The organism is Arthrobacter sp. D1-29 (genome assembly GCF_054130585.1).
Genome location: NZ_CP096383.1, coordinates 4,471,210 through 4,486,059, shown reverse-complemented (window position 1 = coordinate 4,486,059; position 14,850 = coordinate 4,471,210). Strand labels below are relative to the sequence as shown.

The 14,850-nt window shown below is 64.5% G+C and carries 11 protein-coding genes; 3 read left to right on the top strand and 8 right to left on the bottom strand.

What is annotated here, in order from left to right:
* Window positions 1-31: 31 nt before the first annotated feature.
* The 4 genes from M1E17_RS20405 to M1E17_RS20390 all read right to left on the bottom strand — a co-directional run bounded on the left by M1E17_RS20405 (window position 32) and on the right by M1E17_RS20390 (window position 4,996).
* The gene (locus M1E17_RS20405; protein WP_457963741.1) at window positions 32-1,759 is read right to left on the bottom strand and encodes an alpha-glucosidase; all 1,728 of its coding nucleotides are present in this window, start codon (window positions 1,757-1,759) and stop codon (window positions 32-34) included.
* Window positions 1,756-2,667: a carbohydrate ABC transporter permease gene (locus M1E17_RS20400; protein ID WP_457963740.1), complete on the bottom strand. Its 912-nt coding sequence runs from the start codon at window positions 2,665-2,667 to the stop codon at window positions 1,756-1,758. Before M1E17_RS20400 ends, M1E17_RS20405 begins: the two co-directional genes overlap by 4 nt.
* Window positions 2,664-3,638 (bottom strand): carbohydrate ABC transporter permease, encoded by a 975-nt coding sequence (locus M1E17_RS20395; protein ID WP_457963739.1) that lies wholly within the window; start codon window positions 3,636-3,638, stop codon window positions 2,664-2,666. Before M1E17_RS20395 ends, M1E17_RS20400 begins: the two co-directional genes overlap by 4 nt.
* A 62-nt stretch (window positions 3,639-3,700) precedes the next feature.
* The gene (locus M1E17_RS20390; protein WP_457963738.1) at window positions 3,701-4,996 is read right to left on the bottom strand and encodes an ABC transporter substrate-binding protein; all 1,296 of its coding nucleotides are present in this window, start codon (window positions 4,994-4,996) and stop codon (window positions 3,701-3,703) included.
* Between the two features lie 159 nt (window positions 4,997-5,155).
* On the opposite strand from M1E17_RS20390, the gene M1E17_RS20385 reads away from it, so the two are divergent.
* A complete protein-coding gene (locus tag M1E17_RS20385; RefSeq protein ID WP_457963737.1) occupies window positions 5,156-6,322 on the top strand; it encodes an ROK family protein in 1,167 nt (388 codons plus the stop codon).
* A 49-nt stretch (window positions 6,323-6,371) separates the two neighbouring features.
* Here the strand turns inward: M1E17_RS20385 and M1E17_RS20380 are convergent, their stop codons facing one another.
* Window positions 6,372-9,236 (bottom strand): ATP-binding cassette domain-containing protein, encoded by a 2,865-nt coding sequence (locus M1E17_RS20380; RefSeq protein WP_457963736.1) that lies wholly within the window; start codon window positions 9,234-9,236, stop codon window positions 6,372-6,374.
* Window positions 9,233-9,790, bottom strand: a complete 558-nt coding sequence (locus M1E17_RS20375) for a hypothetical protein (protein ID WP_457963735.1) — start codon at window positions 9,788-9,790, stop codon at window positions 9,233-9,235. The genes M1E17_RS20380 and M1E17_RS20375 overlap by 4 nt, the downstream gene beginning before the upstream one ends.
* 190 nt (window positions 9,791-9,980) lie before the next feature.
* Between M1E17_RS20375 and M1E17_RS20370 the strand changes: the two genes are divergently transcribed.
* Window positions 9,981-11,498, top strand: coding sequence for an MFS transporter (locus tag M1E17_RS20370; protein WP_457963734.1), 1,518 nt, complete (start codon window positions 9,981-9,983; stop codon window positions 11,496-11,498).
* 82 nt (window positions 11,499-11,580) lie between these two features.
* Here the strand turns inward: M1E17_RS20370 and M1E17_RS20365 are convergent, their stop codons facing one another.
* Window positions 11,581-13,194 carry a phospholipase D family protein gene (locus tag M1E17_RS20365; RefSeq protein ID WP_457963733.1) on the bottom strand — a complete coding sequence of 538 codons (1,614 nt, stop codon included), beginning with the start codon at window positions 13,192-13,194 and terminating at the stop codon, window positions 11,581-11,583.
* A 197-nt stretch (window positions 13,195-13,391) separates the two neighbouring features.
* Between M1E17_RS20365 and M1E17_RS20360 the strand changes: the two genes are divergently transcribed.
* Window positions 13,392-14,063 carry a hypothetical protein gene (locus M1E17_RS20360; RefSeq protein ID WP_457963732.1) on the top strand — a complete coding sequence of 224 codons (672 nt, stop codon included), beginning with the start codon at window positions 13,392-13,394 and terminating at the stop codon, window positions 14,061-14,063.
* A 54-nt stretch (window positions 14,064-14,117) separates the two neighbouring features.
* Here the strand turns inward: M1E17_RS20360 and M1E17_RS20355 are convergent, their stop codons facing one another.
* The gene (locus M1E17_RS20355; protein ID WP_457963731.1) at window positions 14,118-14,591 is read right to left on the bottom strand and encodes a GNAT family N-acetyltransferase; all 474 of its coding nucleotides are present in this window, start codon (window positions 14,589-14,591) and stop codon (window positions 14,118-14,120) included.
* Window positions 14,592-14,850 lie beyond the last annotated feature (259 nt).

Here is a 14,850-nt window from a genome sequence, read left to right as displayed (position 1 = left end):
CGTTGGATGCTGGCGGGTGAGTCGAAAGGCCTCAGACGAGGCGGCGAAGGACGATCACCTCCCAGGGCAGCAGTTCCTTCTGGATGGGGCGGTTGACTAACTGATTGCTGAGGATGACGTCAGCACGTGTCCAATGACTGTAGGTTTCCGCGGCGAGTGCTGCAGGTTCTGAGGAGCAGTTGGCCAGGACCAGCAGCTCGGTGGTGTCGTTGATCCGCGTGTAGGCGAAGAGCTGCGGGTCATCCGCGTGCAGGAGGGTGAAGCGCCCGTTGATAAGGACCGGCTCTTCATGGCGGAGGCGGACCAGGCTGCGGTACCAGGCCAAGACCGAATCGGCGTCCTGACGCTGGGCGGCAGCGTTGAGCCAGGCATGGTTCGGGTTGACCGGAATCCAGGGCTCGCCTGTGGTGAAGCCGGCGTTCGGCGTCGCATCCCACTGCACAGGCGTGCGTGCATTGTCCCGTCCCCCGATGGCGATGCCGGCAAGGAGTTCGGCTGCCGTGCTGCCGTCACTTCCGGTGATGGCTTCGCGGTAGTGATTCAGGCTTTCCAGGTCACGGAACTCATGGATGCTTTGGAATGCCATGTTGGTCATCCCGAGCTCTTCACCTTGGTAGATGTAGGGTGTTCCGCGCATCAGGTGAAGTACCGTCGCCAGGGCGGTCGCGGATTCGTACCAGTAGTCCGTGTCGTTTCCGAATCGGGACACAACCCGGGGCTGGTCGTGATTGTTCCAGTAGAGGCTGTTCCAGCCCACTTCGGCCAGCGCTTCCTGCCATCGGGCGAATGATTGCTTGACGGCAACGAGGTCAAGGGGCTTACGGGTGAATTTTCCGCCGGGACCATGGTCCAGCCCGACGTGTTCGAAGTGGAACACCATGTCCAGTTCCAGGCGTTGCTGATTCGTGTAGAGCCGCGCGAGTTCGGGCGTGGCGTCCACCATTTCTCCCACGGTCATGAGGTCGGCGTCCCGGTGGGCGAAGACTTCCCGGTGCATTTCCTGGAGATATTCGTGAACGTGGGGCCCGGAGCCGTAGAACGCGATGCCGTCGCCCCAGCTACCTCCATCCGGGACGTCGCCGTCCGGCAGGTCCGGGTGCTTGGAAATGAAGCTGATGACGTCCATGCGGAAGCCGTCGATGCCCCGGTCCAGCCACCAGTTCATCATCTGGTAGATGGCTGCCCGGACTTCGGGGTTGTCCCAGTTGAGGTCTGGCTGCTTTTTCGAGAACAGGTGGAGAAAGTATTGTCCTGTGGTCTCGTCCGGCTCCCAGGCGGAGCCGGAGAAGAAGGAGCCCCAGTTGTTGGGTTCTGCGCCGTCACGGGGATCGCGCCAGATGTACCAGTCACGTTTGGGACTTGTCAGGCTTGAGCACGATTCCTGGAACCAGGCGTGTTCGTCGGAGGTGTGGTTGACCACGAGGTCCATGACCAGTTTCATGCCGCGGGCGTGGAGTCCGGCGATCAGTTCGTCGAGGTCCTGCAGGGTCCCGAAGGTGGGGTCCACGGCGTAATAGTCGCTGATGTCGTAGCCGTTGTCATCTTGGGGTGAGGCGTAGACGGGGGAGAGCCAGACGACGTCGATACCAAGGTCTTCCAGGTGGTCGAGGCGGTTGATGATGCCGCGAATGTCGCCGATGCCGTCGCCGTTGGAGTCGGCGAAGCTGCGTGGATAGACCTGGTAGACGACGGCCGCCTTCCACCATTCATCAGTGGGGCGGAGGCTGGGGTGTCGGAGTGCGGGCTGGAGGGTGGTCACTTGATGGCTCCGATGTTTACGCCGCGCATGAGGGTGCGCTGGAAGAGGAGGAAGAAGATCAGTGCTGGCAGGATGCCGGCCATGGATGCTGCGGCCAGTGCGGTGGGGTCGCTGGTGTACTGGCCGCTGAGTGCGCCCAGAGACACGGACACGGTTTGGTTGGAAGCGCTTGGCAGTAGGACCAGGGGGAGGAAGAAGTCGTTCCAGGTCCAGATGAAGAAGAAGGTCACCAGCACGGCCAGTGTTGGGCGGGTCAGGGGCAGGACGATGACCCGGAGGATCTGGAAGCGGCTTGCCCCGTCCAGTCGGGCTGCCTCGAGGACTTCCATGGGGAAGGATCCGAGCACGGAGGCGAGCATGTAGGTGCCGAAGGCGCTTTGCAGGACGGCCAGGATGATGGTGACGCCGAGCAGGTTGTCGTAGAGGTTCAGTTCCCGGGAGAGGACGAACAGCGGGTAGACCAAGGCTTCCTGCGGGATTGTGAAGGCGAGCATGAAGACGGCGAGGATCCACACCCTACCTTTGAGCCGGCCGATGCCGATGGCGAAGGCGCTGAGCAGGCTCAACGTGGCGGCAATCAGGGCTACGCTGCCGGAGAGGATGACGCTGTTGAGCAGTTTCTGGTTGAAGTTCACGCCGATCCAGAAGTCGATGATCGCGGTGAAGTCCAGTTCGGTGGGGATTCCGATGGGGCCATCAGCGATGTACTCCGTGGAGGGTTTGAACGCGTTGATCAGGGCCAGCCAGAAGGGGAAAATCATCAGCGCCGCGGCCACGGCCAACAGAATCAGGACGGTCCAGCCGCTGATGCCGCGCCGGCTCCTGGCGCTCCTGTTGGTGCGGGCCGGTTTGTGCCGGCGTTCCGGTGATGGTGTGGCGGTGTCGGGAGCGGGGGCTGTGGTGGTCACTTTTCGAATCCCTCGGCGTTGCGGGTCTGGTAGCGCAGCAGGACGATCGCGATGATGGTGACGAGCAGCGCCAGGAGCGAGGCGACGGCGGCGCCGTAGCCCACCTGTGTGGTGGTGAAGAAGTTTGAGTACGAGAAGTAGGCCGGGACGATGGTGCTGGTCCCGGGCCCGCCTTTGGTGAGGACGTAGATCGGGGCGAAGACCTTCAGGGCGGCCACAGACGTGGTGATCAGGACGACGGCGATCTCCGGGCGGAGCTGGGGGATGGTGATGCTCCAGAAACGCTGGAACCAGCCGGCACCGTCAATCTCGGCCGCCTCGTAAAGGGCCGGATCCACCCGTGAGAGTCCTGCCATGAATACGACGATGGTGTAGCCGATCTGAAGCCAGATCAGGACGTTCATGACGGCGAGCATGGCTGTATCGGAATCACCCAGCCAGTTCTGCTGGAGCCAGCCCAGCCCCATGCCGTCAAGGACTGTGTTGATGATCCCGTACTGCGGCTGGTACAGCCATTTCCACAGGACGCCGGCCACCACGATCGGAAGGATCTGCGGGAGGTAGAACATGGCGCGGAGGATGCTGGCTGTCCGGGCACCGAACTTTGGAGCAATGTAGTCGAAGAGGACGGCAGCCAGGAAGACTCCCAGGGCGGTGGGAATGACGGCCATGGCAAGGATGAAGGCGGTGCTGTGCAGAAATGAGGCCCAGAAGGCGGGGTCGGCCACGAGGCGCACGTAGTTGTCCAGGCCGACGAACTTGGGGGTGCCGACGCCGCGCCAGCTGGTGAGGCTGTAGTAGAGGTTCATGCCGAAAGGGATGGCCACGATGGCGATGAAGCCGATGGCGCCGGGCAGGAGGTAGATCCAGTAGCCGAGCGGGGTCTCCCGTGCAGTTCGCCGCGGCGTTCCTGTTCTGGGTGGGGTGTTCCGGGATGCGGGGGCCGTAGGGGCCGGGGTTACTGCGGTCATGGTGTGTCCTTCTGATGTGGCGGCGCGCCTGACTGGTGCGCCGCCACATATTGGGGGCGGGCCTACTTGCTGGGCTTGCCCTGTTCGTAAGCTGCCTTGATGTTTTCCACGGCCTTTGCCGGAGTGATGTTGCCCTGGACCAGGTCACTGGTCTGGGCGATCAGCACGTCATTGAGTCCCGGGACGGGCCAATCGGGGTACCAGCCCAGGCCGCCGTCGTTGCTGTTCAGCAGTTCGTTGAACCTCGGAGTAGTGAGATTGCCGATCGGGGAGGTGATGGCCGCTTCATCGGCGGCGACAGGAACAGCCCCTTCGTTGCCCAGCAGGTTCTGGATCTCCGGGCTCATGGTGATCTCCATGAAGTCGTAGGCGAGTTCCTTGTTGCGTGCCTTTTCTGGGACAACCCAGAGGTTGCCGCCGGAACCGGGGTGCAGGTCTGTGGCGGGGAAGAGGAACTGGTCGAACTGGAAGTCCTTGATATCGTCGGCGAAGCCGCCGGCCCACCAGGTGCCGGAGACGAAGATGGGGTACTGCCCTGCCGCGAAGGCGTTGCCGGCGTCCTGGGCGCTGACGCCGGTGGAGTCCTTGCTGATGTAACCGCGGTTGGTCCAGTCCTGCACAGTTTGGGCGGCCTTTTCCCAGGCGCTCCAGTCAACGTCGCCTTCAAATTGCTGATAGGCGGACCAGGCATCCTTGTCCATGTTGGCCAGCGCCAGTTCGTACAGCAGGTGGGTGCCGGGGTAGTCCTGGGAGCCCAGGGCCAGCGGGGTGATCCCTGCACCGATGAATTTGTCCATGGCTTGTTCGAGCTCAGGCAGCGACGTGGGAACCTGCAGGTTTTGCTGAGCGAAGAGGTCCTTGTTGTACCAGACGGAGACGTACTCGCCGTAGTTCGTGATGCCGTACCGCTGGCCGGAGCCCATCACGCCGTTTTCGTAGAGTCCGACGTCCTGTGCGGTGCTGTCCAGTTTCCAGTTGCGGTCCTTGGCCACATCCGTGAGGTCGGTCAGCAGCCCGGCCTGCGAAACAACGCCTGCTGTGGCATTGCCTTTCAGGTACTCCAGGACGTCGGGTGCGTCATTGGAATCGAGCAGGAGCTGACCTGACTGCTGCATCTGCTCGTAGGTCTTGAGTTCGAACTCGACCTTCACGTCGGGGTGCTTCTCTTCAAAGAGTTCAATGGCACGGTTCCAGCCGGTGGAGAGGGCACTGTCATCGTTTTCCCACCACCAGACCTTGAGGGTCTTTGCCTCGGAATTGGCTTGGGGTGCAGAACATCCTGACAGGGCTAGTGCGGCGACAGCAGATGTTGCCAGAGCCGCGAAGGCCCGCCTCGAGAGTTTGTTTTGGGTGAACATCGGTGAGCTCCGTTGGTCTAAGAGTGTGAAAACCCGGCTGCGGGCTTGGTTAATTATTTTGTTCCAAAACTATTAGCACTGTCAATAGGCGATTTTGGCGCAGGAGGGAGGCGAAAAAGTTGAATGACAGAACTAATTCGACGTGGCAGGATAGTCTTTGTGAATTCTCAGTCAATGTGGTCGGCCCCGGACGCCTCGCTTCCTGTAGCGATCGAGGTCCTGCGCAGGGGGCCGATTTCCAGGGCAGCGATAGCCCGCCGACTCCAGCTCTCCCCCGGTTCCCTGACGCGCCTCAGTACACCCCTGATTGAGGAAGGCCTGCTCAGAGAGGTAGGGGAGCACAACGACGGCCGGGTGGGCCGGCCCACCCGCCTGTTGGATGTCGACGCCGATTCCAGACATTTCATCGGAATGAAGATCCGCGAAAGCGAGATCATCGCTGCGCAGACGAATCTTCGCGGTGAAATCAGGAGCCACCGAACCGAAGCGATTAAGGATCGCGACCCGGTCGCAGTCGTCCAGCAAATCACAGGGTTGACCCAGCGTCTGGGGCTGGAGAAAGACATCAGCGGCATCGGTATCGGTATCGGCGGTTTGATTCGAGACCGGAAGTTCGTCATTGACGCCAGGTTTCTTGGATGGAGCAACCTCGACCTGGCGGACATGGTCACATCAGCAACAGGAATACCCACCCTGATAGACAACGACCTCGTTGCCTTTACCGAATACGAACATTGGTTCGGCGAGGGGAAGGAAGATGACCGCTTCGCAGTTGTCACACTCGGCATCGGAACAGGGTTCGGCCTTGTAGCCAACGGCGCCCTTGTCACGGGGGACGATTACGGCATCGGCCTCGTAGGACACTGGCCGCTCGACCCCACAGGTCCCCTTTGTTTTGCCGGCCATCGGGGCTGCGCAACTAGCGTTCTGAATTCTGATTCCATCGCACGGCATGTTTCCAATGCCCTCGGGCGTGAAGTGGACTACGAACAGGCCTTGGATCTGGCAGAACAGGGAGATCCTGCCGCGAGGCGGGTCGTCGACGACGCTGGCCGCGGGCTCGGCAGACTGATCGCAGCCATCTGCAACCTCACACTGCCACAGCGCATCATCATCGCCGGAGAAGGCGTCCGGCTCGCCGCGGTAGCCCGCGCCGCCGTCGAAGCGGGCATTGCCTTGGACCGCGACCCCCGGGCCACCACGCCCCCCATCGTCCTGGCGTCAAAAGATAACGTGCAATGGTGCCGCGGGGCCGCTGTCCTTGCCATACAGGCATTCGTCCACGGAACCCTGCCAGCACTCTCCATCCTGTCCGAGCGCGATTAGCGCCTAGAGGTTCCGTTGATGGGTTAGGGACGGTGCGGCAAGGGTGCCTTCAAACCCGGAGTTGCAGCCGGTCTTTGGCCTGGGGGGAGTGAGCTTTCGCGGCGTTCCCGCCCATATTGGAGACCGGCTTCACCCGCCGGAACGCGGCGAGAACGGCCCGGCCCACCAGAATGATTCCGATGATGGTGGTGACGGCGCGCAGGGTGTCCCAGCCCGCCGTCGACGTCACCAGTGAGTAGAGCAGGAAGCTGCTGAGGTTGGTGCCCAGCGGCGCGCCGGGCACGTAGGAGATGCCGGTGCCGGCGCCTACCGCGAAGGGCCAGAACCACAGGTTGGTCAGCAGGCCGAATACGTAGGACGCCACGACGCCGTAGCCGCACAGCATCCACAGTTCGGCTTTGCCGCGCACGCTGCGGGGGAGCAGGCCCGCCCCGGCACCCACCCATGCACAGGCGAAAATCTGGAATGGTGTCCAGGGCCCGATCCCGCTCCACAAGGCACTGGAGACGGCGATGGTGGCGGCGCCCAGCAGCAGCCCGAAACGGGCACCGAAGGCCCGGCCGGCCAGGATCAGCAGGATAAACACTGCCTCCACGCCGCCGACGCCGGTGCTCGCCACGCGCACTGCCGAGCCGACGGCGGCCAGGACGCCAAGCAACGCCACCGTGTGTGCCGAGCTGACCGAGCCGTCGAGGGAGACCACAATGGCGACGACGGCGAGCGGCGCGATGGCCAGCGCCGCGTAGGGGAGGGCAGCGGCGGCATCCTGCGGGAGGGCCGCGGCGAGGAGCGGCCAGCAGAAAGCTGCGAGGGCCAGAACGTTTGCGGCGGCCAGGACTGCGAGCTCGACGCCGCGGGGCATGCGGATACGGGGCTTTCTGGCCGCGCCCTGGAAGTCTGCTTGTTCGTCGATAACCCTCGGTCGTGCTCCGGCACCTGTTGGCCGGGGAGACGGAAGGGGCTCTTCAGGAACATCGGCCGCGACGGAAGAAGGCGCGACGCCGTCACTCATCGGAAGGATCCGGGCGCCGAGGCCTTGGGCAAAATCGTGGTCGTGTGTGGCGATCATGACCGCCGTGCCGGTGTCCGCTGCGGCCCGCAGTGCCGCGGCGACTGCTGCGCGCGCCGCAGGATCGAGTCCGCGGGTGGGCTCATCGATCAGGAGTACCTGGGGATCGTCCATGGTCTGCAGCGCGATGGCAAGGATCCTGCGCTCGCCTGCGGAGAGGTCCCGGGGATGCTCGTGGCCAATGGGAATACTGACGTCTCCGCGCAACCGGGCCAAGTGTGAAGCCGCGGAGCCCGGCTCAGGTTTTGCGCCGTTCTTTCGGCGCGCCTGGCGCCGCTCGGCCGCGCGCAGCTCTCCCGCCACCGTGTCCCTGGTGAAGAGGTCGTCCGAGGCGTCCGGGACGAGGGCGACGCGGCCGCCGTCGAGCATGTTTTGACCGCCCGTGCCGCCGTCGACGGTTCCGTCACTAACCGTTCCCTCACCCAGCGCGAGCGCCACCAGAAGGGACGACTTTCCGGCCCCGTTCGGCCCCACCAGGGCCACCACCTCACCGCGGTGCAGGGTCAGCGACGCTTCGCGCACCAGCGGCTTGCCCTTGCGGTGCACGGCAAGGTTTGTGGCAGTCAGTACTGGCACCAGATCCGCCGGCGCCGCTGGCGTCGGCCTGGCCTCGAGACGGTGTGAACGCGCGGCTGGCGCGGAACCCGGCACCAGGGCGCCGCCGTCGATGGTCCACCACGAGTCGGCAACGGGTACCAGCTGCTCCGCCCGGTGCTCCGCCACGATGACGCAGACACCGGATTCGTGGGCGAGGGCGCTGAGTACGGCGATGACGTGCCGGCGCGCTGCGGTGTCAAGATCGGCCAGGGGCTCATCGACCAGGAGCAGGGCCGGACGCTCCACCACCGCGGCAGCAATGGCCACGAGTGTGGCCTCACCCGCCGAGAGGGTACTGAGATTCCGGTCCAGCAGGGCTTCCACCCCGATGCTTTCCGCTACCTCCAGCACCCGGGCGTTGGCTGCCCCGGATGCCATGCCGCGCAGTTCCAGTGCGAGGGAGATTTCGTCCCGAACCCGGGTGCTGGCAAACGCGGCCCGGGGATTCTGCAGGACCACGCCGATAAGGCGTGCGGTATCGCGTGGCGGAGTGGTGGCGCGGTCCGCTCCGCCGACGCGCACGGTGCCGGAGATTTCTCCGCCGTCAACGTGGGAGAGCAGCCCGGCGATGCCCCGCAGGACGGTGGACTTGCCGGAGCCGGTGGGCCCGGTAATCACCGAAATGGACCCGCTCGACGGCGTGAAGCCGGCAACGCGCACCTGCGCATCACCGATGCGGAACTGTGCGTCTCGCACCAGAAGCGGAATGTCGCCGTCGTTATTGGAACTATGCGCTGCCCGGCTCCCGAAGCCGCGCAGCTCCAGGGCCGCGGCAACCCGCCCGGCGTGCTCCAGGGTTCGCTCGAGTACGGGCACCAGGGCACGGGCTCCGAAGCGTTCGCCCCGCAAGCGGAAGGCCAGGCGTACGGAGGTTACGGCGTCGGCAAGCGCCGGCAGCGCCGCCCACGCCACCACAAGCATCCGGGCAATGCCCTGCATGGGCCCGCGTCGGGCCAAGTGCACGAAGCCGCGGGCAATGTCCACCCAGGCGTTGAGGATGCCGAAACCGAGGATGATCCCGGCGATCGGCAGGGCTGACAGAACCGCCTGCCACAAGCCGGGTCCCGTGACAGGACCGAGGAAGACCACGTGGGCAAAGGGGGCAGGCAGCCGCACCGGCGGCAGGTCGAGCAGGACCGGTTCGCCGATGCCCGCACCGTTGAACAGGATGCGGTAGATGACCCGCGCCGCGATGAAGACGACGGCGAGAGCCGCCGCTGCACGTAACGGCGCGGGTCGGAAGGTCATGCCTTCGGGGCGGCCGGTTCGCCGTCGACCGAGAAGAGCAGTTCCAGGCTCTCTCCGGGCTTCATCTGCAGAGTGGCCAGGCCCTCCTGGGCATAGGCCCAGTCACCGGTGGCCGGCTTCACCCACATAGCCCAGTACGCAAAAGCGGCGGGCATGCCGCTGCATTCTTCCTTGTACGTGCCGGCCTTGTGTTTGATCTCGAAGTCTGCGGCTGGCACACCGTTTACACGGCATATCAGTTCGTTGGGATATTGGGTGGTGCCTACGGTTTTGACGTCTGCTTCTTCGAGCACCTTGGAGGCCGGAGTTGCTGCGTCCACGGGCACGCAAACGGACTTGTCAGCGGCAGCCTGCTTCAGGGCGCCCGAGTCGACGATGACCTTCACACCGGTGCAGGGTCCGGAGTCGGCGCTGCTGGAAGACGTTGCCGTGGAAGCCGGCGCGGAGGTGGTTGGCTGGGTGGCGGCCGGTGCTGAACAGGCGGCGAGGGTAAACAGTAGACCTGCGGCGGCGAGGGAGCTCGCGGCGGCGGTGCGGATCGTAGTCAAAGTCACCTGTCAAGGGTAGGCCGTTGCTGGTCAGGAGCGGGATGCGGTTCCGTTGTGTGACGTCAGGTCACCTGTGAACCATCCGGCGAATCCTCGGTTCCCATTTGATCTTCCATACCCCGGTGGGGTATAAAAGATCGATGACAGATATACCCCCTGGGGGTATCGATTGGCCGCGAAAATCTTAGGAGATCTGATGTCCACGTCTGCTGCTTCCATTGAAATTGAAGCGGTAGCGCAACCCCCGGGCCGCCGTCTCGGGCTCGCCCTGCTGGTTATTGCGACCGCCCAGTTGATGCTCGTTCTGGACGATTCCATCGCGAACATCGCTTTGCCCACCATCCAGAACGAGGTGGGCATACCTGCCGCAACACTTCCCTGGGTGATCAACGCCTACATCCTCGCCTTCGGCGGGTTGTTGATTTTTGGCGGCCGGGTGGGGGACCTGTTTGGCCGGCGGCGCACTCTTCAGCTTGGTGTCCTGCTGTTCACCGTCGCATCGCTGGCAGCAGGCCTGGCCCCAACAGGCCCTGTGCTGATCGCGGCCCGTGCCCTCCAGGGGATCGGGGCAGCATTGACTGCACCCAACGCGCTGGCCCTCATTGCTACGACATTTCCCGCTGGCGAGGCACGGAACAAAGCGCTTGCCGTCTACGGGGCAATGTCCGGCCTTGGCATCACCGCCGGCCTGCTGCTGGGGGGCGTGCTGACAGGAACCCTGGGTTGGCGGTGGGTCTTCTTTATCAACGTGCCCATCGGACTAGCCCTGCTGGCCGGCACCCGCACCCTGGTGGACGCGCCCAGGCACGAGGGCCGCATGGATCTCGTTGGCGCGCTGACCGGAACCGGAGGCATTACCGCACTCGTCTTCGCGATCATCCGTGGCGGCGAACAGGGATGGAACGACGTCCTCACCCTCGCCTCCCTCGCGGTTGCCGCCGTCCTGATTCCTGTTTTTATCAGGCTGCAGGCCCGCAGCAGCGACCCGCTCCTGCCGCTGCGTCTGTTCCGGGACCGGAACCGCTCCGGCTCCTACCTGGCCATGCTCCTGGTGGCCTTTGGGCCCATGGGGACCTTCTACCTGCTGACGCTGTACATGCAGCACGTCCTTGGCTACAACCCTGTCCTGACCGGCCTCGCCTGGCTTCCGTTTGGTGTCGGCATTGTCCTGGGCGCCGGAACCGCTTCCAAGCTCGTGGTCCGCTTCGCCCCACGGATCATCTCCACGGCCGGGATCCTGATTTCAAGTGCAGCCGTTCTGTGGTTCTCCACCATCCAAAGCTCCACGACATATGCGGCCTTGCTGCCCGGCATCTTTGCCCTGGCCTTCGGCTTCGCCCTGAGCTTCATCCCGCTGACCCTCACTGCCGTCAACAACATCGAGGCCCAGGACTCGGGCATCGCGTCTGCGCTGCTGAACTCGTCCCAGCAGATCGGTGTGGCCCTCGGGGTAGCGGTGCTCTCCACCGTCTCCGTGGGCATCACCGATGCCCGGCTCCCCGATGCGCTCACAAAGCTCTATACCTCCCACGCCGCCGGAGATGCCGCATTGAGGGCAACAGCCGGCGAGGCACTGACCAGTGGCTACAGTGCTGCACTTTTCGTGGCGGCCATCCTCCTCGCTGCATCCGGACTCATCACAGCCCTGGTCATCAATGCCCGAGCCCAAAGCGAAGGCCACCAATCCTTCAGCGGCGCTGTGGAGCCGCGGTAGACACCAAAAGCAAAGCGTCCGACGGCGGGAGGCCCCGCCGTCGTCCGCTTTGCTTCCTCGCAAGTGTTGGCTTTGTCCCTGCCTAGAACTCAGTAGTGCCGCGCAACTTGCGGGGGCGGCCGTCCGGGTCAACCAGGAAGCGGTTTGCAGGCTGCGCCCATAGGCGCTGAAGTCGCGACACCGGTTCTGTGGTGTGGTGCCGCACATGGCCTTTCGGCCGGGGCGAGCGGCGATCGGTTTCATACCAATCGTCCAGGGCATCGGCGGCGGCGTTCCACAGGCGGAGGCCGTCCGACGGATCGTGGAGCCGGGGGTCACTCTCGTCGAGTCCCAGGTGTTCGGCCCAGAGCTGGAGCCGGAGGCTGTAGGCCAACGGACGGGAAGCGCCCGGACCAGTGTCTGCTCCTGGCGCTTCCTGCTCACCGGCCGTGGTGTCGATGACCGCGCACGTAAGTTCGCTGTCCGTGGTCCAGGACCGGCGGTTGAAGTTGTCCGATCCGCAGGTGAACCAGGTGTCGTCGATGATGCAGATCTTGGCATGCACATAGATCGGGGTCCCCGCTGTGTTCTCCAGATTGAACACACCGAATCTGTCGGGGGCAGAGCGGCTTATGGTTTGGATGGCACGCAGCTGCCCCAGCCGCTTGGGTGGCCCTCCGAGCGGACCATCGGAGTCCGGGTAGCGGGGGACCACGGCGATCACGTTCAACCCGGGGTTCTGTTCGAGGGCCGCCGCGATTCCGGCTGCGACCTCTGCTGACCACAGGTACTGGTCCTCAATGTAGATCAGCGATCGGGCCAGGGCGAAGGCTTTTGTGTACGCCCGGGCAACGCTCCGCTCACCACTGGGGGCGAAGGGGAACGGCGGATGCTTCACGCCGTACGTGCGCAGCAGCTGCACGGCATGGGGGCCGGCCGGTGGCGGCGGCGGCGCAGTCTCCTGCAGGGGTTCGGGGTGCCGGGGCATGTCGGCCAGGCGTTGCAGCAGCATCCGGTACGGTGTGCGGTGGTCCAGGGGATGGGGGTCATTCCACCTTTCCGCGAACAACTCCAGCACGTCTGCCACCACCGGTCCGCGCAGTTCGACGGCGGCGTCGTGCCACGGAGGTTGTTTCCCGTACCGGGGATCCATGTCTACCGCCTGTGGGTCTCCCGCGTGATCGGCGTCGTCCCGGCGGCTGTGGGAGAGGTCGATCCCGCCTACGAACGCGACGTCCCGCGAGGGATCGCTACCGCTGCGGATGACGAACAGCTTCTGGTGATGGCAGCCAAAAATGCGCACGCGCTGATCCAGCAGCACCTCGCCGCCGGCGTCGTTGATCTGGCGGCTGAGCAGCTCATTGGACCGGTTACTCATGGGGGCAGAGACGCGCTCTCCGTGGGATCTCCAAACCAAGCCGCGCACTTCCACGCCGGCCCGCGCCAGCCGGGCCAGTAACTCGCCGATCGCAGGTCCGTCCGCCGTCAGCCGCTCGTCGCCATCGCCACGCCAGTCGGTGAACCACACACGGTCTCCCGCCTGAAGTGCCGAGAGCTCCTTATGCAGCCGGGCGAAGTAGGTGGCCCCGTGAATCAGGGGCCGCACAAGGTTGCCCTGGGACCAGGACGACAATCCCGCGCCGCCGGCGTGCACCCGGGTGGCGTCATTCCCCCGCTCAGCGGCACTCAAGAACCAGTAATCCGGACTACCGTTCACTCGTCGTTCCCTTCGGGACCCGAGGCCGGTCACCAGTCGTCCGGCCTACCCCATAGCCTACGACTGTGGTGATCAATGTCAGAGGGTGACATTGTCGTCCTGGCAATTCCGGAGGCCGACCCCGGAACAGCAGCCGGAGGTTTTTAAGAGTCACTCGCGACCTTGTCTCTGCCGACGTCGAGGCTTACCGTAATCCCATGGCTCGGCGAATTCGCGGAGATGCGACAGCGGCGGCTGTCATGATGGCGGGATCGGCGACGTTCCTGGCCGGGGCCTTTATGCCAGTCTCGCGGGTGTATGTCGAACGAGATCCGCAGCGCAAATTGGCCATTCTGCTCGCGGACCCTGGACAGTGGAGTACCCAGCAAGTGCTCTTGGCCGCAGGCACAGCTGCGTTGCCCGTGGGGGTGGTGATGCTGGCCCGTCACTGGGGTACGGGAAGTGATCGGGGTGGTCAGGAACCCTTGGAGGGGCAGCGGTTTGTCCAGGCGGCTGCACTTCCGTTGGCCACGGGAGCCTGTCTGTTCCTGGGTCACCTGGAGGCGCGATACAAGGATCCGGAGGCCTTCGCGTTGGGGAATGTGCCCATGTGGACGTTCCAGGGGTATATGGGGCTGAGCCTTGCCGGCATGGCTGCCCTGGGTGGCGGGTTGCTGGCACGGGCGCGTGCTCACGCCAAGTCCGGTGCCCTGCCACAGGACCCGCGCTGGCCGGGCTGGCTCAATGTGGGCGGGGCCGGAGTCTTCGCCGCCGTCCTGGTTGCTACCGGTGACTTGCCGCCCCTGCTGGTCTACGTCGTGGAGCTGGCGACCGGGGCTGCGCTGCTGCGGCAGCTCCGCCGGAGCGCCGATCTGGGGAAGCCAGGCTAACTCTTCGCGGATCACCCAGCGCTTGTGAGCCTCACCGTCGTCCAGCGGCCTTTCCTACAGGTGGAGTTCCATGAAGACGCTGTTTGGATCCAGGGTGTAGTCGGCAAAAGGCGGGCGCTCGGCGAAGCCGTTGCCGAGGTACAGGCGCCGGGCGGGAGCGAAGTAGTCCTCGGTCCCGGTCTCCAGGAAGACGCGCTCGAGGTTCCGGGCCCGGGCGTCGTCGAGGATATGCCGGAGCACAAGAGTGGCCACACCCCGTCCCCGTGCACCCGCTGCGGTACGCATGGACTTTATTTCGCCATGCCTGGGGGACCCGGGCGGGGAATCCAGGACCTTGAGTGCACCGCACCCCAGCAGGCCGCCCGCCTCGCGGGCTGTCCACAACGTGATTGATGACGAGGAAAGGGCCGAGTGGTCCAGGGCGTGGACGCTCTCGGCGGGCGAGGTGGCGAACATGTCCGCAAGGTGTTCGCTCAGGAGCTGACGGACATCGTGGCGTGCGGGGTCGTCCCGGTCAATGGAAATCATCGCCTTAAACGTACCGGCAGGCGCCGCGAAACCGCGGCACGGCTCATGGGGACGACGGCGGAAGGTCCCGCCGTAACGGACCGGCGACTACCTTGAGCCGCACTGGTTTGAGGTGAGGGCTTCCATGAGCCGAAGAATGCGCAGTAAAGTCCCCAGATAGCCAGTGAATTGGTCGTCCACCTTCACCTGAGAGCGAGTCCCCCATGAACCGGCCAGAAATTTGCCGTGCTGACGGCGGCACGGCACAAATGCGAGCAAC